The sequence below is a fragment of the Hwanghaeella grinnelliae genome, from assembly GCF_004005845.1.
Taxonomy (GTDB): domain Bacteria; phylum Pseudomonadota; class Alphaproteobacteria; order UBA8366; family Aestuariispiraceae; genus Hwanghaeella; species Hwanghaeella grinnelliae.
On record NZ_SADE01000003.1, the window covers coordinates 16,663 to 40,347 of the forward strand.

Genomic DNA, 23,685 nt, shown 5'->3' on the forward strand with positions numbered 1-23,685 from the left:
GCATAGCCACGCTCCGCCGATTCCTGCGCCGGTGCAAATCTGCTACCGAAAAAAACGAGCGATACAAACCAGCAGTCTTCTTCCGCTGGACACTTATTGTTTCCATTCGTCACCAAACAGCCTCTGGATAGACCGTAGCCGAGACACAATCTTCTGTGTCGAACGCTTTTTTAAGGAGCTTGAGACATGCATATCGCCAAATTGGTCCCCGGTATGGAGACATCAGACGGGGCAGGCGTGCGGCTGACTCGAATGATCGGGACACCGCAGGTCGATATGGTCGACCCTTTCCTGATGTTGGACCGCTTCGACAATGACGATCCCGGTGCCTATGTCGGCGGCTTTCCCGACCACCCCCACCGTGGATTTGAGACGGTAACGATCATGCTGGACGGCAAGATGCGTCATCGCGACTCGACCGGCGGCGAAGGCGTGATCGGACCGGGTGACGTTCAATGGATGACGGCCGGTCGCGGCATCATACATTCGGAAATGCCGGAACAGATCGAAGGCCGGATGCGCGGGTTTCAGCTTTGGGTAAATCTCCCTGCATCCGAGAAGATGAACCCACCCGCCTATCAGGACATTACGGTCGATACGATCCCCGTGGTGGAAGATGCCGGCGTGCGTGTCCATGTCGTCGCTGGAACCTATGGCGCCGCGGAGGGCCCGGCTAAATCACACACCCCAATTCGTCTCCTTCGTGTGGAGTTGGCACCGGAAACCGCTTGGACGGTCAAGACGGAACCGGGCCGGAACACATTCTTCTGCCTATACGAAGGCAGCGTCACGGGAGCGGACAATCAGGGCAGCGACAAGGAAGCGATTGCCCCTTCCCTAGCCGTCCTGGCGGGAACCGGCGAAACCACGCTGACGGCTGGTTCGAAAGGCGCGGCTCTGTTCCTCGGCGAAGGGGTTCCAATCGGTGAGCCGGTTGCGCGGTACGGGCCTTTCGTCATGAACTCGAAGGATGAACTGATCCAGGCGTTCCAGGATTTCGAGAGCGGACGGCTCGGAACCTGACGGGATAAATACAGGATCGGTATTGCCGCGCCGGACGGCGTCGTGAAGACTGAAGCAATGAGCGGCGAGAAAACACTACTGGCGGTCATACACGCCCCGTCACCCAATACAAAACGGCTGCGGGACGCGGTCGCCAAGGGCGCGAGCCATCCCGATGTTTCCGGAATAGCCGTCACGTGCCTGTCTCCCTTCGAGACGACGCCCGACCATGTCATGGCCGCCGACGCGATCATCTTGGGAACGACGGAAAACCTTGGGTATATGTCTGGCGCGCTGAAGGACTTCTTCGATCGGTGTTACTATCCCGTCTTGGAGGCAAAGCAAGGCACGCCGTACTGCCTGTTCATCCGCGCGGGACACGACGGCACAGGGACCCGCAAGGGCGTCGAGACCATCGTTACCGGATTGCGTTGGAAAGCTGTGATGGACCCATTGATATGCCGCGGCGACTGGGATGAGGGGTTTGTCCCGCAGTGTGAGGAATTGGGCCTGACGATGGCTGCCGGCTTGGAAGCCGGTGTGTTTTAGCCGATCGCCAGGCTCAACATTGCAAAAAAACCGTAATTACGACCCTGCCTTGTCGGCGATAGCTTTCGCCAGCATGTCCCGCTCCTTACAGCCGGACGGGCACAGAGCGTCGAGCTTCGCCAGTTGCTCCTTCGCCAAATCCATCTGACCCTGCTGCAGATACAACTCGCCAAGATACTCGTTGGCGTCGATATGATCGGGGTCCAATGTGAGCGCGCGCTCATACGCGTCCCACGCCAAATCAAACTTCTCTGCGCCCTGCATACGATAACTGAATCCCAACATGTTCCATATGTCCGGGTTTTGCCGATCCAGCTTCAACGCATCCTTCAACTGATACACGGCGTATCGGTAATTCTCTTTCTTGATGGCAGCCGTGGCTCGGCGCATGAAGTCTTCCGGCTTGTCCGGGGCATCGGCCCAGCTTTGACCGGAGCATAGAATTCCGAGGGAAATGGTCGACGCTGCAAGAATTCGAAAAAATGGCATGAGGGATTCTCCTCCATCAAATGTCTCCGGCTCGGTTCCCGAAGCCCAACCAGGACGGTTTATCGATACACCCCCAACACGCGTATCATTATACCAAGGCGAATTGATTGCGATCAAAGATTTTTACCGAGAATGCCTGACAATTAGCGCCTTTCCTGCTGATCCCCCATTGGATAGGGTTTTAGCCAATCGAGGAAACGCTCCCACAACAATTGAAAGACAAAACAATGTCGACGACTTTGGAAAGCTTTGCCGCATCCTGCAAAACAGTGCTGACGGAACAGCCGGGAAAACCCGGTTGGGAAGCCGTGTGCGGACTGGTCCGGGAAGCCTTGGCGGACAAGGAATTCGTTTCGACTTACATCCTTAGCTCTACTGAGAAACGGAAGATCGCCTATGAAGACCCCGATCTAGGTTTCTGCGTCTGTATCCACACCTATGACGGTGCCGCCAAGGGCGCCCCGCATGATCATGGTCCCACCTGGGCGATATACGGACAGGCGGAAGGCGAAACGGAGATGACGGATTGGGAGATGATAACCCCACCGTCGGACGGAAAACCGGGCAAAGTGCGGCAAACCAGGAGCTACGTCATGAAACCGGGTGATGCGCACCTTTATGAACCGGGCGACATACACGCCCCCTTGCGGGAACATCCCACGCGGCTGTTGCGAATCGAAGGGGCCAATACCGACAAGATTGACCGCACGCCGATGGAGCCCGCTTAAAAGCCGCATCTGGCATGAAAAACGCCGCGGCCAGAGCCGCGGCGTTTTTTGTTCCGGATAGCCGGCAATGTTGGCTTAGCCGCGCCCCATGAAGGGCATCAAGTTCGCCATGATCGTCATGGTCTGGATCGACGTATCCAAGGGCAAAGACGCCATTTGAACCACAGCGTCACCGACATGGGCGACATCCATCCGAGGTTCGACTTTCGTTGTGCCGTCAGGCTGCGGAACACCTTCGGTCATGCGTTCGGTCATCGGCGTCGCTGCATTTCCGATATCGATCTGATTGCAGCAGATATTGTACCGACGGCCGTCCAACGCGGTCGTCTTGGTGATGCCGGTCACCCCGTGTTTCGTCGCCGTATAAGCTATTGAGAACGGCCGCGGCACATGCGCGGAAATCGACCCGTTGTTGATAATGCGGCCACCCTGCGGATCCTGGTTCTTCATGATGCCGAAAGCAGCACGCGTGCACAGGAAAACACCGGTTAAATTCACATCGACAACCGCTTTCCACTGATCGACGGAAAGTTCATCCATGTCGATGGCAGGCGCCCCCATGCCTGCGTTGTTGAACGTAACGTCCAACCGGCCAAAGGTCGCGACGGTCTTGTCAAACAGCGCTTGCACCGCATCCGCGTCGGCCACATCGGTCGGCACCACAAGGGCGCGGTCGCCGGCGCCCGACATGCTCGCCGTCTCCTCCAGGACATCTGCCCGCCGCCCGGCAAGTGCCACCGAATACCCATCCTTCAACAGCGCCAGGGCGGCCGCGCGTCCGACCCCCGTTCCCGCGCCCGTAACCACTGCAACCTTGCCATTTCCTGACATACCAAATTCCTCCCTAATTGTATCCGCCACGTGACACCGCGGCGCCCCCCCGGACAGGCCGGGAAACAGTGCCGTTCAGACTAGAATAGAATGACGTTCCTCAGGGCTTCGCCCCGTTTTGTCGAGGCGAGCGCCTCGTTTATGCCATCTAGGGGATACCGGTTCGTGATCAACTCGTCCAGTTTCAAGCGCCCTTGCCGGTAAAGCGAGATGAGGTTCGGAATATCGACGCCGATCCGACTGGTTCCCATTTTCGATCCCAATATACGTTGGTTCGATGCGGCAACGGTTCCGGGATCGACTTCCGCCATAACGCCGCTTGGCGGCATGCCGACCAAGACAATCGCCCCACCGCGCGCCGCCATCGGGAAGGCCTGTTGAAAAGCCGGTTTGGCGCCGACGGTCACGAAGACATAATCCGCGCCGCGCCCGCCGGTCAGGCCGCGCACCTTCTCGATCGCATCATCCCCGGCGGCCTGAACCGCGTGGGTCGCACCGAACCGCAGGGCGGTCTCTAGCTTCACATCGCTGATATCCAGGGCAACGATTGTCCGCGCCCCGGCGATCGCCGCCCCCTGTACGGTGTTCAACCCGACCCCGCCGGCGCCGATCACCACGACTGTGGCCCCCGGCGGCACCTTGGCAGTGTTCGCGACGGCGCCATAACCCGTGATCACGCCGCATGCCAGCAACGAGCCCACATCGAACCCCATATCTGTGGGCATGGCGACAATCTGCGATTCGTGAACGGTGACCGCCTCGGCAAAAGCGCCGGTTTCCATTCCCTGGACCAAACGCTCACCGCTTTTACTCGTAAGGACAGAGGCGCTGTCCAGGGGCACCTCCCCTTCACAAGAAACCGGAACACCCTGCATGCAGGAAATGCAATGACCGCAAGAACGGATCAGCGTCACCACAACCGGCTGCCCCGGCTTTACCGCGGTAACACCCGCACCGACAGAGCGGACGACACCGGCGGCTTCGTGCCCATAGACGGCCGGCAGCGTTCCGCCCCAAGCGCCATCGATAAAGAAGATGTCGCTGTGACATATCGCACAGGCTTTGATGTCGACGGTGACTTCCCCGGGACCTGCGGGCAGAAGATCTATGTCCTCAAGGGAGAGGGGTTTTCCGAACTCGCGGCAAACGGCTGCCTTCATATTTACTCACTCCCCATAGTTGCGCATCCTGCGCAGATCGTCGCTGGCGGTTTCCGAAGTCAGTTTCTAACGCAGGAATTTTGTTGCAGGGGGTGAAGAAGTTTCATCCCCTGCGCGACAGAAATCACGCTAACAAAGCCGCAACCGAGTCCGAGCCCCATAAAGTAAATCTGAAAGTAAATCAGGACGCAAAAATGAAAATCGCAGACGCCAAGACTTTCGTCGTTGGAAATCCGCCACCGCATTTCGGCGGTCGATATTTTCTATTCGTCAAACTCGTCACCGATACGGGCATCATCGGATATGGAGAGATTTATTGCGCCACCTTCGGGCCCCATACGGTCGCCCAGATGGCGCAGGATGTCATCGACCGCCATTTCATTGGAGCCGATCCCTTCAAAATTGAAACCCTGTGGCGTCGCACCTATGGCAGCGGCTATACGCTGCGCCCCGATGCCAGTTTGATGGGTGTATTGAGCGGGATAGAGACCGCCTGCTGGGACATCATCGGCAAGGCGGTGGACAAGCCCGTCTACGATCTGTTGGGCGGGAAGGTGCATGAGCGGATCCGCTCCTACACCTACATTTATCCCAAGGCCGACGATGACGCGCATGTTTACAGCGACCCCGACGCGGCGGCACAGCGCGCGGCGGAATATGTCGCCCAAGGCTTTACTGCGGTCAAATTCGACCCGGCGGGGCCCTACACGGTGTTCGATCCGCGCCAGCCCTCGCTAGAAGCATTGGAGCGCTCAGAACTTTTCGTGAAAAAAATCCGCGAGGCGGTCGGCACGAAAGCTGACATGTTGTTCGGAACCCATGGCCAATTCACCACCGCCGGCGCCATCCGCCTGGCGCGCCGGCTTGAAGCCTACGATCCCTTATGGTTCGAGGAACCAACCCCGCCCGAGGTGCCGGAAGAAATGGCACGCGTCGCCCGGCAGACGACAATCCCCATCGCAACCGGCGAGCGACTGACAACGAAATACGAATTCGCCCGTGTGCTCCAGCTTCAGGCGGCATCCATTCTGCAAATGGCACTCGGCCGCGTCGGCGGCATCCTGGAAGCGAAGAAAATCGCAGGGATGGCGGAAACGCACTACGCGCAGATCGCGCCACATCTGTATTGCGGCCCGATCGAAGGCGCCGCCAATGCCCAATTGGCGACCTGCACACCCAACTTCCTAATTCTGGAAGGTATCCAGACTTGGGGCGGCTTCCATGCCGACATCCTGAAGAAGCCGGTGCAATGGGAGGACGGTTACGTCATTCCGTCGACTGAACCGGGAATCGGCGTGGAGCTAAATGAAGAGGTTGCGGAAGCACACCCCTATACGGATACGCCGCTGCATTTGGAAATGGGCGCCAATCCGGTCAATCCGGGCGAGGACATTTAGGGATTTTGCATGTAAAAGGACGGGACAAGGTGCACAAGCACTATCGCATTTTCGTTTGAGAGATGGAGACCCCTTCCATGCTGCGTTACATCGCCCCCTTGATCATTGGCGCCGGTCTTTTAGCCGCTCCCGCTTCCGCCGCCGGCCTGTTCGACAAAGCCAAGGATCTGCTGCAGTCCGGGACTGGTGGCAGCGATAGCGGCGGCGCAGCCGGCGCGTTGCTTAGTTCCGCCGAAGTATCCGACGGGCTGAAAGAAGCCCTACGCGTCGGCGCGGAACACGTAACGGCCGACCTGGGGGCCACCAACGGCTTCTTCAAGGACCCGGTCGCCTTCATCCCCCTGCCCGACAGCTTGAAGAAGGCACGCGACCTGATGAAACCGTTGGGCCTGTCTTCCCTGGGGGATGAGGTCGAGTTGCGTATGAACCGGGGGGCGGAAGCAGCCATGCCCGCCGCCAAGGAAGTACTGGTCAATGCCATCAGCAACATGACGCTTGATGACGCCAAAGGCATTTTGAACGGACCGGACGACGCCGCGACCCAATACCTGAAACGCGTCGGCGGCGGCGATATCGAAAGCCGGTTACGGCCCATCATCGACAGCACGCTGAGAGACGTCGGCGCTATCCAGGCGATGGACGCCATGCTGAGCAAGTACAAGAACATCCCCTTTGCGCCGGACGTCACGGCCTCCCTCACCGACCATGCGACGGAAGCCGCAATGGGCGGCCTGTTCCACTATATCGCCCAGGAAGAAGCGGCGATCCGTGAGAACCCGGCGAAGCGGACTACGGACCTGCTGCAAAAAGTGTTTGCGCAATAGCGCTGTTGGTGGCGGCAGCGGACCGTCCTACACTTCACAAAAAGCAGATACTGGAGGAAGCCCATGTCCATTCATGCCGTTGAGGACGCCACGCGCCCGTCACAATATTCCGAAGCCGAGTGGGATGCGCGGGTCCAACTGGCCTGCTGTTACCGATTGATCGACCATTTCGGCCTGACCGATCTGGTCTACAATCACATCACGGTTCGCCTGCCGGACGACTCTCACGATTTCGGTAAGGAAATCTTCCTGATCAACGGGTTCGGCCTGCATTATTCGGAAATCACCGCCTCCAATCTGATCCGCGTCGACATGGACGGCGTCGCACAGGATGAATCGGACTACCCGGTGAACGGCCCCGGCTACGTGATTCATTCTGCGATCCACGGCGCCCGGCACGATGTCGCGTGCATCATTCATACCCATAGCCTCGCTGGCTGTGCGGTATCGTCCATGAAGCAGGGTTTGGTTCCCTTGGACCAACAGTCGATGATGTTCCACAACCGGGTCACCTACCACGACCTGGAAGGCATCGCGACGGATCTGGACGAACAGTCGCGCCTGATCGAAGATCTGGGCGAAAAAAACGCCATGATCCTGCGCAATCACGGCCTGCTCACCGTCGGCCGGTCGGTTGGCGAGGCGTTCCGGCGGCTCTACTACCTGGAACGCGCCTGCAAGCTGCAAGTCCAGGCCATGCAGTCAGGCGCGGAACTATTGATCCCATCGGACAAGGTCGCCGAGCATACCGCCCACCAATGGGATCACGGCCTGGCCCAGCAAGGCACGATCAACCCGATCGAATGGCCGGCCCTAATGCGCCTTATGCAGCGCAAGGACCCCAGTTTCATGTCGTGACGGTTTGAGGGGGAGACGCGGTTTTTGGACTAACCGCTGGCGGCGGAGGCTAGCGCGACATTCGGCATGATCGTCCGTTCCGACGGGAAGGATACGCGGACCGTCGTGCCGGCCCCCGGCTTGCTCTTCACAACCACATCGCCGTCATGCAACAAGGTCAGCTTTCGGACGAGGGAAAGACCTAGGCCCGTCCCTTCATATTCCCGCGTCAGTGAATCTTCACCGCGGCTGAACGGTTCGAAGAGGCGCGGCAAAATCTTTTCGTCGATACCGACGCCCGTATCGATGACCTCCAAAATGACGCACTCGCTTTCCAGGCTCCATACTACCGTGATCGAGCCACCCGACGGTGTGAATTTCACCGAATTGGAAAGCAAATTGATCAGGATCTGTTTCACCCGCCGCCCATCGGCATAGAGACGGAGGCCAACAGGGTCGACCTTCGTTTCAATGGTCAAGTTCGCCTTCGTCGCGCGCCCACCGACTAGCTTCAGGCAGGTGGCGTTGATGCCCTTCAGATCCAGTTCGTATTCTTCCAGGTCCATCGACCCGGCTTCGATCCTGGCAACGTCGAGGATATCGTTGATCAGGTCCAAAAGATGTTGGCCCGACGCGCAGATATCTTCGGCATATTCCTGATATCGGGAATCGCTGTGAACGCCATAGACCTCTTGTGAAAGAAGGGAGCCGAAGCCGATAACGGCATTTAGCGGCGTCCGCAATTCGTGGCTCATATTCGCCAGGAATTCCGACTTCGCACGGTTGGCGTACTCGGCCTCTTCCTTTGCGCGCCGCAAGCTCTCCTCGGCCTGTTTCAGCTTGGTCACGTCGACTGTAGACCCTTTGACGCTGATCACATCGCCGGCGGCATTCAATTCCGGCTCTGCGTGTTGATGCAGCCAGCGTCGTCCGCCATCCGGCGTCTGGAACCTGTGCACCAGATCAAAAGCCAGACCGCGGCGGAGGCAATGATCCAGCGCGATTTCAACGCTGAGTCTGTCTTCCTCATGCACGCGCGCCAGGAACTGATCGGTCGTGATTTCCTGACCGTGGAGATCGCCGAACAAGGTACCGGCGGATTCCTGCCATTCCATGATCGCATCACCCGGATAGGCAACCCAACTGCCGACGCCGGCCATGCGGTGCGCTTCCGACAAACGACGTTTACTTTCGCGAAGCTGCACTTCCGCGCGCTTGCGGTCTTCAATCTCAGTCAGGATACCGGCGAAACGCGTCGGTTTTCCGTCGTCACCCACCATGCTTTGGCCGCGGGCATGGAACCAGCGATGGCCATGACGTGCGGTCAACAACCGTAATTCGGCGTTGTAGGGCTGCGCGGGTTCTTCGAAATGCGCTTTCAGTCCGGCCTGATACTCGTCGCGTTGCTCCTCATGCACCAGATGCAGCAGGAATCGGCGTGCTAGTTTGTCGAAATTCGGCCGGTCAAAGCCCAGCATCTCGCTAAAGCGGGGTGAGAAATAGACCGTGTCGTTCACCAGGTCCCAATCCCAAACGCCGGCTTGGCTGACCGCAAGGTCATAGCGACGCTGATTGATCTGAAGCCTCTGTTGCGCCCGCATCCGGACGTATTCTGCGCCGACGCGTTGGCTGACCAGACGGAAAAAGGCTTCATCGTCCGGTGAATCCTCGACAGCCGAGCGGCTTACCGCGAAAACATGACCGACGGGTTTGCCATTTTCATCGTAGAAAACTTGTCCACGGAAACTGCATGCGCTCAACAGGCTGACCGTGTCCGAGTCCGGAAAGGCTTCCGCTAACCCATCCGGCACGAAGCCGTACGACTCCTCCGGCGGCCGCTGAAACAAGTCGGCGCAGGGTGACGAAGCCAGTTTGTAGGATTTGGGAAGTTCGACCCCGTCCGAACTGAACTGGGCCAACAGGACGATGTCCGAACCGTCCTTGCTCAACAGGCCGATGCCCACGAATTCGCAGCCGAACCCGATGCAAACTGCCTCAGCCGCTGTCGAGAAAAAATCGGTTCCCGAATGAGAACCGGCCAATAGGGCCAATGCTTGTTCCCTATTACCCATACCGTATTTCGCCCCAAACAGTCAGAGACTGTCCCCCAATATACCCACAAGCGCCAATTGTAACACTTCTGTGCTTTCTAGATTTTTGACGCTTGCATCGATCATCCGATCCAATTTGGATAGAGATGCCGTTGAAAACACGTTGCAGACCGTTGCCCCCCGGAACACGGAATCCGAACGCACCACACAATACACTAATTTTCGGCCCAAACGATAAGGCCGTACGAGCAAAACACCAAGACAATAATGATCAAGTAACAATCGGAATAGACCGCAATGCCCACGAATATGGACAAGTTACATCCCGAGATACCGCCACTGAACGCTTTGTTGTGTCCAGTAACACCGTTTCAGCAGAACTGTACGTTACTTTGGTGCACCAAGACGAAGCAGGCCGCTTTTGTCGATCCAGGCGGGGAAGTCGATCGTTTATTGGCAGCCGTCGAGGCACAGGGTGTCACACTGGAAAAAATTCTGATCACGCACGGTCATATCGACCATGCCGGCGGGGCCGCGGAACTGTCCGAGCGTGCGGGCATTCCGATTGAAGGGCCGCACAAGGACGACGCCTTCTGGATCGATACGATTGAGAAGGACGGACCGCAATGGGGGTTGCCAGACGCACGGTGCTTCGCGCCGAACCGTTGGCTTGCGGATGGCGATACGGTCACGGTCGGCGACGTGAGCTTCGATGTCTATCACTGTCCGGGCCATACACCCGGTCACGTGATCTTCTACAATGATGCGGTTTCACTCGCGTCCGTTGGCGACGTGCTATTTCAAGGCTCCATCGGGCGAACGGACTTTCCGCGCGGTGACCACGCGACCCTGATCAAGTCTATCACCACGAAGCTCTGGCCTTTGGGTGATGATGTCACCTTCATTCCGGGCCATGGTCCTGCCGGGACCTTTGGACACGAACGGCAAACGAATCCTTTCGTCGGCGACCATGCCCTCGCCCGCTAGAAAAACAGAAAACCGGGCGCCTAAAGCGCCCGGCTCTTCTGATTTCCACGCCTATAACGGCAGAATCGCTATTCGACAGACTTCAGATACGCGATCACGTCCGCGCGCTGTTCGGGCTTACGCAGGCCTGGAAACGCCATCTTCGTCCCTTTGACAAGTCCCTTCGGCTTTTCGAGGAAACTGTTCAACAGGTCCTCATCCCAGGTTTTACCTTCACCAAACGCCTTCATCGCCTTGGAATACTTAGTAAAGCCATCCGCGGTGGCAACTTCACGCCCAACGATGTTGTGCAGCGACGGCCCAACACCGTGCTTGCCGGCTTCCAACTTGTGGCAAGCGCGACACTTCGCGAAGACCTTTTTGCCCGCCGCGGCGTCGCCATCCGCCATCGCGGGCGCGCCCAGGCCAAAAACAAACAGCGCCCCAAGACCTGCAATCACCGTATTCCTTACCTTCATGATCTCTTCCCTATTTTGTCCAACCCGGTTCAGGTACGTTCTTTCGCGAATTTATCGCGCTGATACTCTGATTAACAGTCCTGTACCTGCGACCAAATACCTACCTTAGTGCACGCTGGCGTTTTTTCAGATCGCACACGGCAGTACTCCGCACAGTTCATTCCGCCTAACATAGGTGGTTTGGGAACAGCCCATCATATCGAGTCACAAACATGTCAGCCCACGACCCACGATCGGACCGGATATGCCGCCGCTGAGGACTATTTGTGATCCAGTGTCCAGACACCGTCCCAATCCTCCGGGGGTGAATCGACACGCAAATGCTCCAACCGCTTCAGGAACATCGTGGAAACGGCATCATCCGGCCAAATCGACAGACAATGCCTGAATGCTGTTTCAGCGGCACTGAATTCACGGGCACGATAGGCGGCTAGGCCATCTTCAAAGGCTTTCACGACGGATTGCATCGTCGCGCGTTTTTCCGGCTGCTCATCCAACAATGCAAAGGTCGTCAGCGGCTGGAAGATACGCACCGGCATTTTCCGGCCTTTCACGCGCAGAGAGTCGATTTCACGGAACAGCACACCATCGGTCCGCCGCCAGGTCTCCTCGTCGACGAGGAAATGCAAATCGTAATTCTTGCAGGCCCCTTCAAGCCGGGACGCAAGGTTCACGATGTCGCCCATCACCGTATAGTTCCGGTGCGCCCGCGACCCGACCGTTCCGACAACCGCCGGCCCGGTGGCGATACCGATCCGCATGTCGATATCGAGGTTGTCCAAATGGACGCCCAGGATTTCCGGAACCTTTTCCCGGAATTCATGGATCAGACGGCGTTGCATCAGGCCTGCCTGTACCGCGTTCGTCGCTTGGGCCGTTTCCTCCACAAATGGCTGGCCCCAATAGGCCATGATCGCGTCGCCGATGAACTTGTCGATGACGCCGTCCTCATGCCGGATCGGCTCGGACATGGTCGAGAAGTACTCATTGAGCAACCGAACCAGGACATCTGGCGTCAGCATTTCCGACAGGCTGGTGAAACCGGCCAGATCGGTGAAAAACACAGTCATCGTCCGGCGATCGCCGCCCGGCCGCGTCATCGCCGGATTTCCGATTAAGCCCTGCACGACACGCGCATCGACATATTTACCGAAGGTTTCCGTAATTCGATCCTTTGCCCGCAGGCCCGCAACCATTTCGTTGAAGCCGTTGGCGAGCCAAGCCAACTCATCCTTGGTGCTGGCCTTTGCCTCGATATCGAGATTGCCTGTCTGTACGTCATGCATTCGATCGACAAGGTCATGAACCGGTTGGACGATCCGGCGTGAAATAACCCAGGCAAGCAAAAGACCGAGCGATGCGGCCGCCGCGGTCAGAACACCGATCAGCCAATTCAAAACGTTCTGAAGGCGCAGTACCTTTTGGAGCGACTGGGTCACGTAAGACTGGATTTCAGCGCGTATCAGTTCCAGTGTGTAGTAGATTTCACGCTCTTCACGGGACATGATATCGTTGAAGGCACGTGCCAGTTTCATATCGCCTTGGCGAATGTTTTCGGTCATCTTCTCCATGGCCGAGTGATACGCTTCATGGTTGCGGTCCACCGCTTCCAGACGCGCCGTGATGGTCGCGACGACGACCTTTGAATCACTGTCGAGAACATTCTCCTGATGATCGTTCAGCAAATCCCTGACGTGGAGAATTTCGTCTTCAATCTCGTCATGAAGGGCGACCGTTTCCCGGGCAACCGCCGCGGCCATATCGGGATCAAGACTGTTTTCGATCATGTCGATCCGCAGGCGCTCGACCAAAACCTCCGCCTCAAGCACGGCGGTCTCGATATCCGCGATGTCATCGGCGAGCGGTTGGAAGACAAGCGCCTCGACCTGCAATTCATGCCGGACCTGCCCCACCATGACGATGGAGGCTGCCGAAACCAGGATCATCAAGACGACAAGGACGAGGGACGCCCCGAAAATCTTCAACCCGAGAGACATGCCCGGAACGCGGGTCGGTCGTTCCCAGGTTGCCTCGTCATCCTGCGGAATGCTCTGTATTTCGGCCACGCCGTCCCCCGACCCCATTGATGTCATGAATAGCGGGCCAAGCATCGACCCGATTTCGTTAAATAAACTTAAACGAAATCCACTGCCTGGTCAGTGCAACCGAGGCGACTTTAGAAAGTCATTCCTGTCAGCCGACGGCACTTTCACCGTGACGCGCGCACCATCCCGAACCAGGGTCAAGGGGACGGTCACACCGGCATCGCCCAAGGACCAGATCGTCCGAAACAAATCCGCAAGATCCCCAACCGGCGAACCTGCAATCTCAAGCACGACGTCGCCTGTCTCCACGCCCGCCTTTTCCGCCGGGCCGTTAGGTGCGATTCCCGCGATGATAAGATGGTTTTCCGCTTCCGCCGTGTAGAATCCCAACCATGGTCGCGACTGAATGCTGACACGGCCCTCGTTCGCGATTTCTTCCAACAACGGCTTAGCCAAATCGATCGGTACGATCATATTTCCTTCGGACGGCATGCCATGGCCGCGCGCATCGCCGACATAGAGAGAGCCGATTCCGACCAGTTCACCCTTGTCGTTCAGCATCGCGCCGCCGCCCCAAAACGGGTGCGCCGGCGTCGTGAACATCGCCTCGTCGAGCACGTATTCCCAGTAGCCCGCGAATTCACGCTTTGAAACGACCTGCGCGGCCAAGGCGTGGTCCAGGCCGCCCGCGCTCGCGAACACCACTCTGTCGCCGACATGGACGGCAGACGAGTTCCCCAGTGTCAGGGGCGGGTGAGACAGTTTTCCAAGTGCCTGCACCAGTCCAAACCCGGTGGTGAAGTCATAGGCGATGGGATGGCCTTCGACTGCGGCCCCATCCTGCCCGATGATCCAAAGTTTTTCCGCTTCAGCGACAAGATAGCCAATGGTCAGCAACAACCCTTGGGCATTCACCAGCACAGCTGTCCCGGCACGCTCGGTCCCAAGCGCATGCGCCGTAAAGGCGTCTTCCGGAATTTCCGACCGAAGCGTGAACAGAGATCCCAGAGCCACCGTCAAATCATAGTCCAGATTCTCCGGACGGGGTTGGTTGTCCTCTGCAATCGCCCAATCTTGTTCATCAGCCATTCTGACGTGCCTTTCCCGAAACTCTTCGGTTCCGATTCAAATAACATTCTGGCACGACCGGCGCCCAAAACGCCATGGCGTATCGGTCAAAAGCGTCACTGCATCGGCGCGCCGCCCTCTTCCCTTCGCTTGGAAACGAATGCGCCGAGCTCTTCCGCTACCGCAACATCCATTGACGGCGCCCGGAAATCGGCCAGAACTTTCTTGTAAATCTGGTGTGCTCGCGTTGTCGCATCAAGCGAGCCGGCATCCTGCCATGTTTCATAGTTGCGCCAATCGGACAGGAACGGTGCATAGAACGCCGTCTCGTACCGTTCAAGGGTGTGTTGCGCCGCGAAGAAATGCCCACCTGGGCCGACTTCTCGGATCGCATCGAGGCCCAGTGTCGCGTCGTCGATGACAAGCGGCTCCATGAATTGTGCCATCATCTGCATGATTTCCACGTCGATGATGAACTTTTCAAACGAAGCGCTCAGCCCGCCCTCCAGCCAACCAAGACCATGCATCACGATATTCGTGTGCCCCATCACGACTGACCAGGCGGAATTTACGGATTCATAGGTCGCCTGCGCATCCGGCGCGTTGGAAGCATTCACGTTCGACGCCCGGAAGGGAAAATTGTACCGACGCGCCAACTGTGCGCCCAACAATGTCGCCTTCGCGTATTCGGGCGTACCGAATGCAGGCGACCCTGTCTTCATGTCTACATTCGAGGTGAACCCGCCATAGACGGCCGGCGCCCCCGGATTGACGATCTGAAGGAAGGCGATACCGGCCAGCGCCTCCGCATTCTGCTGCACCACCGCGCCCGGCATCGTCACCGGCGCCATCGCGCCCGCCAGGGTGAATGGTGTCACGCAGACGGGCTGATTGCGCTTCGCCATTTCAATCATTCCCCACAACATCGGTATATCCAATTGCAGGGGCGAGTTCGTATTGACGATGGTCCAGATACTCGGCTCCCGCAGCAATTGTTCCTCGCTGATACCGCGCGCTATGCGCGCCATTTCGATGACGTCGAGGATACGATCCCGCCCAAGCGAATAGCCGAAAACGACCTTGTCGGTCAGTTCCAGCATCATCTGCATTGCTTCAAGATGCCGCATCGGAACCGGCATATCAGTCGGTTCGACCGGATAGCCGCCCAACATATGACAAATGTTGAAGTACTGGCTTAGGCGCAGAAAGTTCCCGAAATCTGTCCTGTTGCCGGGCCGGCGGCCACCGGACATGTCTATGGCGTTCGGCGGGCTGGCGATGCTGGTCACATTGATCGCGTTTCCACCGATTTCCCGGGCCCTTTCCGGATTGCGCGAATGCAGCGTGAAGACGGGCGGGACCGTTGCGATCGCCTGCTCTATCAAACCGCGGTCGAAACGCACACGGTCGCTGTTCGGGTCGACATCCGCGCCGGCCTTTTTGAGGATTTCCTTGGCTTCCGGCAGCAGGAAATTCATCCCGATTTCTTCCAACACCTGCAGCGATGCCAGATGAACCGCTTCCAATTGATCGGCCGACACGACCTCAATCGGCGCATAGGGGTTCCGGTATGTGCTAAATGGCAGTTGTTTCAAACTACCGGCAGGCGATGTCCGCTCTCTCGCTCTAGCCTTGCCTTCCGCCCGTGGCCGCCGTGCCATACGCACTCTCCCTTTGTCGGACTTTTCAGTCGATCATATTCGAATTTCGGGAATACCGGCTTGCGTTGAAGATTGTGTCCCCAACCGTCCGATCGCATCACCGGAACACGCCCCACCCCAATCCGGCAATACGAAAAAAGATGCACCAGAGGCAAATATTGTTTGGTCGGAATGCGACGCAAACTATCAAGCTTGTTCAGGAAACATACTCTTCAGCCCGTCGCGCGTGGCCGGTGCCACACCGCGTTCGGTGATCAGGCCCGTCACCAGCCGCGCCGGTGTTACATCGAAAGCATAATTCGCGGCGCATGTCGTTACAGGCGGTACCGTCACGGTCTGGATCGTGCCATCCGCCGTTAGGCCGCGAACCTGGGTTACTTCCTCGCCCGCGCGTTCCTCAATTGGAATTTCTTTAACCCCGTCATTGACCGTCCAATCGATGGTGGTGGACGGAAGCGCGACATAGAAAGGCACCCCGTTGTCATGCGCCGCCAAGGCTTTCAGATACGTGCCGATTTTGTTGCAAACGTCACCGGACGCCGTCGTCCGGTCCGTTCCAACAATGCACATGTCCACCATGCCGTGCTGCATAAGATGACCGCCGGTATTGTCGGTGATCAAGGAATGCTCGATACCCGAACGGCCGAGTTCCCAGGCCGTCAGCGCAGCGCCCTGATTGCGGGGACGGGTTTCGTCGACCCAGACATGAACGGGAATGTGATCAATTTTCGCAAGATAGATGGGGGCCGTCGCCGTGCCCAGGCCACAGGTGGCAAGCGCACCCGCGTTGCAATGGGTCAGGATGTTAACCGGCGCATTGCCGCCTTTCTTCTGATAGATATCACGGATCAGCTTCAGCCCATGCTCGCCAATGCCGAAGCAGATTGAATTGTCTTCCAACACGACATGGGCGGCCCTGTCATAGGCCGCCGATTCACGGTCAGCCTCCGCACAATTCTTCAACACAGCCTTCATGTCATCCAACGCCCAGCGCAGATTGACCGCTGTCGGCCGTGTTTCCAGCAATCGATCATAGGCGTCCTGCAGGTTTGCGTCGCTCGGGTCCTGTCGCATTGCCAACGCCATGCCGTAGGCCGCCGTCGCACCGATCAAAGGGGCGCCACGCACCAGCATGTCCCGAATCGACACCGCCGCTTCGGCCATCGTGGTCAAGCGAACCGTCTTGAATTCATGCGGAAGCAGCGTTTGATCCAAAATATCGACTGACCACCCGTCCTCGGACAGATGAATCGTCGAAAACCCCATATCCGATTGCGTCGGTGCAGCAGTCATTTTTTCCCCCAAAAAAGGCAGGCCAGCCTGCGTGACCAGCCTCATGAGACTGTGGGTGCGCTGTTTTGTTGCGCCCGCAACAGTCTTGCCTCTTCATCATGTTTCGGCCAAAGCCTATACCTGTATCGGGCCGTATTCTATAGGAGCCGTTCGACTTGCCGAGACCGTCCCAATATCGCGACTTCCGATATGAAGATTTCATACCGGCGAAAGTCCAGTCTCTTTCGGCCGCGATAACGCAGTTGGTCAGTAAGGAGTTGGAAGACGCGCATTCGCTTTCGTTGAACGAATGGCGGATCCTGGCCCATATCGCAGCCGTAGAAGGCGCCACGGCGCAATCGGTCGCGGATACAAGCGGCGTCGACAAAGGTTGGGTCAGCCGATCGCTGAACGCCCTCTTGGAAAGAGGGTTGGTTGTCCGAAGCACGGACCGGAACGACCGTAGGAAACGTCCCCTGGAACTGACGGAGGACGGCGTCGCGACTTTCGAGAAAGCGGCCGGCGATATCCGTTCCCTGCAAAACCGACTGCTCGACGCATTCTCTGCAGAAGACCACGAAGCCTTCGTGCGGTTGATGACACGGCTGCAACGCGCCGCGGAAACCGTGCGCACGGAAGGTTGAGGCGAAACAGTTGGGAGCCTGACAGGCGCAATGGTTTTCCATCTGCCACAACACAAGAGAAAGGTCGCGGTCATTGCCGGCGTTATCGGCAATGTCATGGAGTGGTACGATTTCGCGCTCTACGGATACATGGCGGCAATCCTGGCGCATTTGTTCTTCCCCGGTGACAGCAAGGTCGCCTCTCTCCTGGCCGTTTACGGAACCTTCGCCGCCGGTTTCATCATGCGGCCAATAGGATCGGCGCTGTTCGGATGGCTGGGCGATACGACCGGGCGCAGCGCGACGATGATGATTTCCGTATCGATGATGGTCGTACCCACGGTCGCGCTCGGCCTATTGCCCACTTATGCGACCATCGGAATCGCCGCGCCCATCTTCCTAGTGATCATCAGGCTGGCGCAGGGCCTTTCGGTCGGTGGCGAGTTTTCCAGTTCCGTCACCTATCTGGTGGAGACATCTCCGCCCGGGCAACGAGGCCTATCGGGTAGCTTTGCCAATGTCGGCAGCCTTATGGGTTCCCTGCTTGGGTCAGGCATGGCCGCAGCCGTCACCTGGTTTCTGAATCCGGCCGATCTTCACGAATGGGGATGGCGCCTGCCGTTCCTGTTCGGTGGCGTTCTTGGCGTCAGCGCCATCTACCTGCGTCGTCACCTGCCGAAGTCGGAACATTTCGCCAAGCATGTCGCCGAGCGCGGCAAAACCTCACCCCTGGCGGAAGCATTTTTGAACAATCGTCGACAGATGATGCAAGGGACCCTGTTCGCCGCTTCCTATGGGTCACTCTATTACCTAATCCTTGTGTATCTTCCGACATGGCTATCGCACTACACGCCCCTTGCGCTGAAGGACGCGATGCCTTGGAACACGCTGGCAACCGCGTTGCTGATTCCGATCATCCCATTAGCCGGCTGGATTTCCGACCGGTATTTCCGGCGTACGCATGTCTTGGTGGCGGTCATGCTGACGCTGGCCGGACTGGCTATTCCGATGTTCCACTTCATCAAGACGGGTGATCCGATTGTAGCCGGGGTCGCGCAGATTGTTTTCGCACTGCTCATCGCCTTTCCCTGCGGCATCGGTCCGGCCCTGTTTACGGAGTTATTTCCGACCAGGGACCGCCTCTCGGGTTATTCCGTGTCATTCAATGTCGGCATGGGTCTCGTCGGCGGCGCTACGCCCGCCCTTGTTACTTGGTTGATATCGGTCACCGGGTACGACGCCTTGCCTGGGCTGTTCATGGTCGTCGCCGGGTTGATCGCCGCCGTCAGTCTAATCTGGATGCGTGATCGCAGCCGGGAACCGCTGGAATAGCAGCCGTCCCGGCACGGCGATAGAATGCCCTGCCCCTGGTATAGCCAACTCCGCTCCTCTTCCTGATCGGCATTCCCCGAATTGGGCAAGCGTGCCCATGCTGTAATTGTTTTCTATTTGTTCCGGATAAAATCGGATATTTCGCCGACATCACGCCTAAAATAGAACAAAAAGAGATCAAACAGAAAGCCCTGAAAGCCGCAGAATTCCCAGGCTTTTACACTGCTTTCCATTGACGAGACGTAAATTCCCATGATATCCCATCAATACCCAAATCACACCACTCTGGGGGCAGGTGCGACCGGTTTGGGCACGGCGCGACGGCGCCGGCCGCATTTGCCGAGAGCAAATCGACCTTCGTCGTCAGCCGGCGGACACGGAGTTTTAACGGATCCCGGCCAATGGCCGGCCCCAGAAAAATCCGCCGTTTATCGTTTTTTTGGTTTTCATGCATTCAGGGGTGACGCGGAAAATGCCGCTGTTCACAGGGACATACGAGAACAAGGTCGACAGCAAGGGGAGAGTCTCTTTGCCGGCGCCGTTCCGTGACCGCTTGTCCCAAGCCGCCGGAGGGTCCGGCTCCGAACGGTCCTTTTACATTTTTCCGTCCCCGAACTCTCCGGGCCTGGAGGCCGCAGATGAGAGTTTCATGGACATGGTTGCCGAAAGTATCGAAGCGCAAGCGGAGCTGTTCTCGGAAGAAGAAGAGGCGTTGAGTCAAATCGTGGCCGATGCCCTTCCTGTTTCTTATGACAGCACCGGCCGCTTCATCCTGCCGCCCCGCTTCCAGTCCCACGCCGATATCGGTGGCAAGGCGCTGTTCGTGGGCAAGTCCAAACGCTTTCAAATCTGGGACCCCTCAACGTATGAAAGCTATGCCAATAAGGCGCGCGAACGCGCCAAGGGACTTACCCTGAAATTGCGTTCGGGACCGGGAGGCGGGGCATGACCGAACAGCATATCCCCGTCCTGTTGAACGAAATGATCGATGCGCTCGCCCCGCGCGACGGCGGTATTTACCTGGACGGCACGTTCGGCCGCGGCGGATACAGCCGCGCTATCCTTCGGGCGGCCGACTGCCGTGTGTGGGCCATCGACCGCGACCCGAGTGCGATTGAACAAGCCCAGAAGGTGGATGCGGAGTTTCCAGGCCGCTTCACCATCCTCTGCGGCAAATTCGGCGACATGGAAGACCTGCTGGCCGGTGCCGGCGTCGACAGCCTGGACGGTGTCGTCCTCGACATCGGCGTATCTTCCCCCCAAATCGACACGGCAGAGCGCGGCTTTTCCTTCCGCATGCCGGGCCCTTTGGACATGCGTATGGGCAATGAAGGCCCGACCGCCGCGGATATCGTGAACAGCTGGGGCGAAGACGAACTGGCCCGCTTGATCCGCGATTTCGGCGAGGAACACCGGGCGCGCCAAGTTGCGCGTGCCATCGTCCGGGCCCGCGATATCGAACCGATCGCTACGACGACGCAATTGGCCGACATCGTCCGGTCTGTGGTCCGCAAGGCCAAGGACGGCCTGGACCCGGCAACGCGGACGTTTCAGGCATTGCGTATTCAAGTGAATGACGAGCTGGGGCAGTTGGACCGCGCCTTGGCCGCCGCCGAGCGGCTTTTGCGCCCGGATGGTCGCCTTGTCGTCGTTGCTTTCCACAGTTTGGAAGACAAACGGGTGAAAGCCTTCTTGAGCGCGCGTTCCGGTGCGAAAGGAATCTCACGACATCTTCCCGGTCCCGCCCCGGACGCCCCCAAGCCCACCTTCACGCTGGCCAAGCGCGGCACGATCAAGCCGAGTGAAGCAGAAATGCGCGCCAATCCGCGCTGCCGGTCTTCCCGTTTGCGTGTTGCCGTGCGGACCGATGCGCCCGCCTGGGCCGCCGACCGCCCGAAAAGCGTCAGAGGGAAACGGGCATGAAGATTACCGCCGCACTCGTCTGGATCACACTTTGCGTCGCCAGCGGTTTCGCCCTGTTCAGCATCGCCTTCGCGGTGGAGGACCTGGAGTCCGAACTGGCTGCCATCAACAGCAATATCGAGCGTGAGCGGGAAGCCCAGCACGTGCTGGAGGCAGAATGGACTTACCTCAACCGGCCTGATCGGATCGAGGATTTGGCCCGTCAATTTCTGCCGCACCTGGCCCCGCCGACCATCGAGCAGTTGGTCGCGATGGAGGACATCCCCTTTCCTTCGGAAATCCCGCCATCAGCGGCGCTGGATATCCCCCTGACCGAAACGACCGGCCTGACCACACAGGGCGCAGAAGCGCCCGCTGTCATCGCCCCCCGTCGGAGCGGCTTGCGCACCGGCGCGATGACCTTGGGAGGACAAGAATGATCCTTCGTGCCACAAAAAACGACGGAACCGATGCGGAAGAACGTGTCGCCCGCAGCATCGGAGCACCCGAAACGCGGGTCGAGCCCCGGCTGACCAAGAAGGATCGAACGAGTGACGATGCCTCGCAGGCGCAGCCTCCTCGGAAGAAATTGATCATCGAGCGCCGCGAACCGGAACAGGCCGCTCAGACCGAAGTCCGCAGCGACAAGAGGCCCGAGCGCGCCCGCGCGGAGCGCAAAGGCTTTTCGGTGCGGGCCAAGATTGCGCCGGCACGGTCTAAATCCGCACCCACGGAGCGGAAGACCCCGGTCGCCGCCGACACCCGTCGCCCCTCCTTCGGGAAGGACGGCGCGCAACGCGACGGCGTATTTCGATCGGCTATGGAAACCGGTCGCACCCGTCTTTTGATTACCGGCACCGTCATCACCCTGGCCTTCGCGGTGATCGGGGCGCGTTTGGTGGATGTCACCGCCATGCGCGCTCCGACGGAGCCGGCTTCCAAGGTTGCGGCGACCGTCCCGGCCCCGAAGAGCGAGCGGGCAGGCATCGTCGACCGCAATGGCGTGCTTCTGGCCACGAACCTGTCCACCGTTTCCCTGATCGCGGACCCCAAATACGTCCAGAACCCAAGGGAAACGGCCTATAAGCTGGCCGCAGTCCTCCCCACGCTGGACCCGAAGGCAACCGAAGACAAACTGCGCAAAAAATCCCGCTTTGTGCCGTTGATGCGGACTCTGACACCGCAACAGCAATACGACGTCAATGCCCTAGGCTTGCCTGGGATCGATTTCGACAGAAAACAGACACGGATTTATCCGCATGGCCCGCTTTTTGGCCATATCCTTGGGCAGACGGACACGGACAATAACGGTATCGCCGGGTTGGAACTGCGCTTCGACACGGACCTGCAGGAGGGCACGGAGCCCCTGCAATTGTCGCTCGATGTGCGCGTACAACACATGCTGCGGGAAGAACTGGGCGCGGCGATTTCGAAGTTCAGTGCCGTCGGCGGCGCGGCGATCGTCATGGATGTCCATAACGGGGAAGTTTTAGGCATGGTTTCCTTGCCGGACTTCGACCCGAACGAGCCTATCGCCCTGGATGACGAGTCCTTGTTCAACCGGGCGACCAAAGGGGTCTACGAACTTGGCTCCACCTTCAAGATCTTTAATACGGCGCTCGGCCTCGAGTCCGGCTCCGTCTCTCTCACCAGCAGCTATGACGCGACCAAACCGATCCGCGTCGGCCGGTTCAATATCACCGATTATCATGCCAAGAACCGTTGGCTCTCGGTGCCGGAAATATTCATCTATTCCTCGAATATCGGGTCCGCGAAAATGGCCCTGGATGTCGGCGGACCGGAACAGAAACGCTTCTTCGACAAGATCGGCTTCCTGAAGCCGCTCGACGTGGAAGTTCCGGAAGTCGGATACCCGCAAAGCCCTGCGGTCTGGCGTCCCGTAAACACGATGACGATTTCCTTCGGGCACGGGCTTGCGGTCAGCCCCTTGCATCTGGCGACCGGTGTTTCGGCAATGGTAAACGGTGGGACGCTATATCGTCCGACTGTTCTGAAGGCGACGGAAGCGCCGCATGGCAAGCGTGTCATATCGGAAAAAACCAGCAACGCGATCCGCGCCTTGATGCATTTGAATGGGATCGAAGGGTCGGGCAAGAACGCGCAGGCGGAAGGATATGTCGTTGGCGGCAAGACCGGCACCGCGGAAAAGGCGGTGTCAGGCGGTTATCGCGGCAAGTCGCTGATTTCCAGTTTCGTCGGGGCCTTCCCGATGCATGCGCCACGCTACACCGTCTACGTTGTTCTGGACGAGCCGCACGGCATTAAAGAGACTTATGGTTACGCCACCGGCGGTTGGGTTGCGGCCCCGGTTGTCGGCAATGTCGTGCGCCGCCTTGCGCCGATGATGGGTATCAAGCCGACCGATGCGGACGCGCCTGAGGTTCGCCAACACTTCGCCATTCTGCCGCCACAAATGGGTGCCAGCTTGGCCTCCCTCAGACAATAGAG

At 58.5% G+C, this 23,685-nt stretch carries 22 protein-coding genes and 1 pseudogene; 14 read left to right on the plus strand and 9 right to left on the minus strand.

Annotated elements, in window-relative coordinates; translation table 11 throughout:
• The first annotated feature begins 186 nt into the window (after positions 1 to 186).
• Both EOI86_RS17160 and EOI86_RS17165 read left to right on the plus strand, forming a co-directional pair.
• Positions 187 to 1,023 carry a pirin family protein gene (locus EOI86_RS17160; protein WP_127766565.1) on the plus strand — a complete coding sequence of 279 codons (837 nt, stop codon included), beginning with the start codon at positions 187 to 189 and terminating at the stop codon, positions 1,021 to 1,023.
• Positions 1,024 to 1,065: 42 nt separating this feature from the next.
• Positions 1,066 to 1,551 (plus strand): flavodoxin family protein, encoded by a 486-nt coding sequence (locus EOI86_RS17165; protein ID WP_240035714.1) that lies wholly within the window; start codon positions 1,066 to 1,068, stop codon positions 1,549 to 1,551.
• Between the two features lie 36 nt (positions 1,552 to 1,587).
• On the opposite strand, the gene EOI86_RS17170 is transcribed toward EOI86_RS17165, so the two are convergent.
• Entirely contained in the window at positions 1,588 to 2,040 is a 453-nt protein-coding gene (locus tag EOI86_RS17170; protein ID WP_127766567.1) for a tetratricopeptide repeat protein, read from the minus strand.
• 227 nt (positions 2,041 to 2,267) lie between these two features.
• Between EOI86_RS17170 and EOI86_RS17175 the strand changes: the two genes are divergently transcribed.
• Complete coding sequence (locus EOI86_RS17175; protein WP_127766569.1) at positions 2,268 to 2,768, plus strand: cupin domain-containing protein; 501 nt, start codon at positions 2,268 to 2,270, stop codon at positions 2,766 to 2,768.
• Between the two features lie 75 nt (positions 2,769 to 2,843).
• Here EOI86_RS17175 and EOI86_RS17180 read toward each other — a convergent pair whose 3' ends face one another.
• Together EOI86_RS17180 and EOI86_RS17185 are read right to left on the minus strand one after the other, a co-directional pair.
• Positions 2,844 to 3,599: an SDR family oxidoreductase gene (locus EOI86_RS17180; protein WP_127766570.1), complete on the minus strand. Its 756-nt coding sequence runs from the start codon at positions 3,597 to 3,599 to the stop codon at positions 2,844 to 2,846.
• An 80-nt stretch (positions 3,600 to 3,679) separates the two neighbouring features.
• Complete coding sequence (locus EOI86_RS17185; protein WP_127766572.1) at positions 3,680 to 4,759, minus strand: Zn-dependent alcohol dehydrogenase; 1,080 nt, start codon at positions 4,757 to 4,759, stop codon at positions 3,680 to 3,682.
• Positions 4,760 to 4,953: 194 nt separating this feature from the next.
• Here EOI86_RS17185 and EOI86_RS17190 point away from each other — a divergent pair, with 194 nt between their 5' ends.
• The 3 genes from EOI86_RS17190 (at position 4,954) to EOI86_RS17200 (ending at position 7,838) form a co-directional block, all read left to right on the plus strand.
• Positions 4,954 to 6,156 (plus strand): mandelate racemase/muconate lactonizing enzyme family protein, encoded by a 1,203-nt coding sequence (locus tag EOI86_RS17190; protein ID WP_127766574.1) that lies wholly within the window; start codon positions 4,954 to 4,956, stop codon positions 6,154 to 6,156.
• Between the two features lie 77 nt (positions 6,157 to 6,233).
• The gene (locus EOI86_RS17195) at positions 6,234 to 6,980 is read left to right on the plus strand and encodes a DUF4197 domain-containing protein (protein WP_161973880.1); all 747 of its coding nucleotides are present in this window, start codon (positions 6,234 to 6,236) and stop codon (positions 6,978 to 6,980) included.
• 63 nt (positions 6,981 to 7,043) lie between these two features.
• Positions 7,044 to 7,838 (plus strand): class II aldolase/adducin family protein, encoded by a 795-nt coding sequence (locus EOI86_RS17200; RefSeq protein WP_127766578.1) that lies wholly within the window; start codon positions 7,044 to 7,046, stop codon positions 7,836 to 7,838.
• Positions 7,839 to 7,867: 29 nt separating this feature from the next.
• Here the strand turns inward: EOI86_RS17200 and EOI86_RS17205 are convergent, their stop codons facing one another.
• Positions 7,868 to 9,889, minus strand: a complete 2,022-nt coding sequence (locus EOI86_RS17205; RefSeq protein WP_127766580.1) for a PAS domain-containing sensor histidine kinase — start codon at positions 9,887 to 9,889, stop codon at positions 7,868 to 7,870.
• Between the two features lie 276 nt (positions 9,890 to 10,165).
• Between EOI86_RS17205 and EOI86_RS17210 the strand changes: the two genes are divergently transcribed.
• Positions 10,166 to 10,855: an MBL fold metallo-hydrolase gene (locus EOI86_RS17210; protein ID WP_275668597.1), complete on the plus strand. Its 690-nt coding sequence runs from the start codon at positions 10,166 to 10,168 to the stop codon at positions 10,853 to 10,855.
• Positions 10,856 to 10,923: 68 nt separating this feature from the next.
• Here EOI86_RS17210 and EOI86_RS17215 read toward each other — a convergent pair whose 3' ends face one another.
• The 5 genes from EOI86_RS17215 to mtnA all read right to left on the minus strand — a co-directional run bounded on the left by EOI86_RS17215 (position 10,924) and on the right by mtnA (position 17,353).
• On the minus strand, positions 10,924 to 11,313 hold the full coding sequence (locus EOI86_RS17215; protein ID WP_127766582.1) for a c-type cytochrome: 390 nt from the start codon (positions 11,311 to 11,313) through the stop codon (positions 10,924 to 10,926).
• A 260-nt stretch (positions 11,314 to 11,573) separates the two neighbouring features.
• The gene (locus EOI86_RS17220; RefSeq protein ID WP_161973881.1) at positions 11,574 to 13,379 is read right to left on the minus strand and encodes an adenylate/guanylate cyclase domain-containing protein; all 1,806 of its coding nucleotides are present in this window, start codon (positions 13,377 to 13,379) and stop codon (positions 11,574 to 11,576) included.
• A 90-nt stretch (positions 13,380 to 13,469) separates the two neighbouring features.
• Positions 13,470 to 14,447 (minus strand): S1C family serine protease, encoded by a 978-nt coding sequence (locus EOI86_RS17225; protein WP_127766586.1) that lies wholly within the window; start codon positions 14,445 to 14,447, stop codon positions 13,470 to 13,472.
• A gap of 95 nt (positions 14,448 to 14,542) precedes the next feature.
• Positions 14,543 to 16,087: a trimethylamine methyltransferase family protein gene (locus EOI86_RS17230; protein WP_127766587.1), complete on the minus strand. Its 1,545-nt coding sequence runs from the start codon at positions 16,085 to 16,087 to the stop codon at positions 14,543 to 14,545.
• Between the two features lie 186 nt (positions 16,088 to 16,273).
• Positions 16,274 to 17,353: an S-methyl-5-thioribose-1-phosphate isomerase gene (mtnA, locus tag EOI86_RS17235; protein WP_127767571.1), complete on the minus strand. Its 1,080-nt coding sequence runs from the start codon at positions 17,351 to 17,353 to the stop codon at positions 16,274 to 16,276.
• A gap of 182 nt (positions 17,354 to 17,535) precedes the next feature.
• Here mtnA and EOI86_RS17240 point away from each other — a divergent pair, with 182 nt between their 5' ends.
• The 7 genes and pseudogenes from EOI86_RS17240 (at position 17,536) to EOI86_RS17265 (ending at position 23,683) form a co-directional block, all read left to right on the plus strand.
• Complete coding sequence (locus EOI86_RS17240; RefSeq protein ID WP_127766589.1) at positions 17,536 to 18,003, plus strand: MarR family winged helix-turn-helix transcriptional regulator; 468 nt, start codon at positions 17,536 to 17,538, stop codon at positions 18,001 to 18,003.
• Positions 18,004 to 18,033: 30 nt separating this feature from the next.
• The gene (locus EOI86_RS17245) at positions 18,034 to 19,314 is read left to right on the plus strand and encodes an MFS transporter (protein WP_205032247.1); all 1,281 of its coding nucleotides are present in this window, start codon (positions 18,034 to 18,036) and stop codon (positions 19,312 to 19,314) included.
• A 472-nt stretch (positions 19,315 to 19,786) separates the two neighbouring features.
• Positions 19,787 to 19,840: pseudogene (locus tag EOI86_RS24975) on the plus strand (hypothetical protein); the annotation flags it as partial.
• A 123-nt stretch (positions 19,841 to 19,963) separates the two neighbouring features.
• Entirely contained in the window at positions 19,964 to 20,263 is a 300-nt protein-coding gene (locus EOI86_RS24800; RefSeq protein ID WP_240035715.1) for a division/cell wall cluster transcriptional repressor MraZ, read from the plus strand.
• On the plus strand, positions 20,260 to 21,237 hold the full coding sequence (gene rsmH, locus EOI86_RS17255; RefSeq protein WP_127766591.1) for a 16S rRNA (cytosine(1402)-N(4))-methyltransferase RsmH: 978 nt from the start codon (positions 20,260 to 20,262) through the stop codon (positions 21,235 to 21,237). Before EOI86_RS24800 ends, rsmH begins: the two co-directional genes overlap by 4 nt.
• Positions 21,234 to 21,656, plus strand: coding sequence for a cell division protein FtsL (ftsL, locus tag EOI86_RS17260; RefSeq protein ID WP_127766593.1), 423 nt, complete (start codon positions 21,234 to 21,236; stop codon positions 21,654 to 21,656). The genes rsmH and ftsL overlap by 4 nt, the downstream gene beginning before the upstream one ends.
• Entirely contained in the window at positions 21,653 to 23,683 is a 2,031-nt protein-coding gene (locus tag EOI86_RS17265) for a penicillin-binding transpeptidase domain-containing protein (RefSeq protein ID WP_240035716.1), read from the plus strand. The genes ftsL and EOI86_RS17265 overlap by 4 nt, the downstream gene beginning before the upstream one ends.
• Positions 23,684 to 23,685 lie beyond the last annotated feature (2 nt).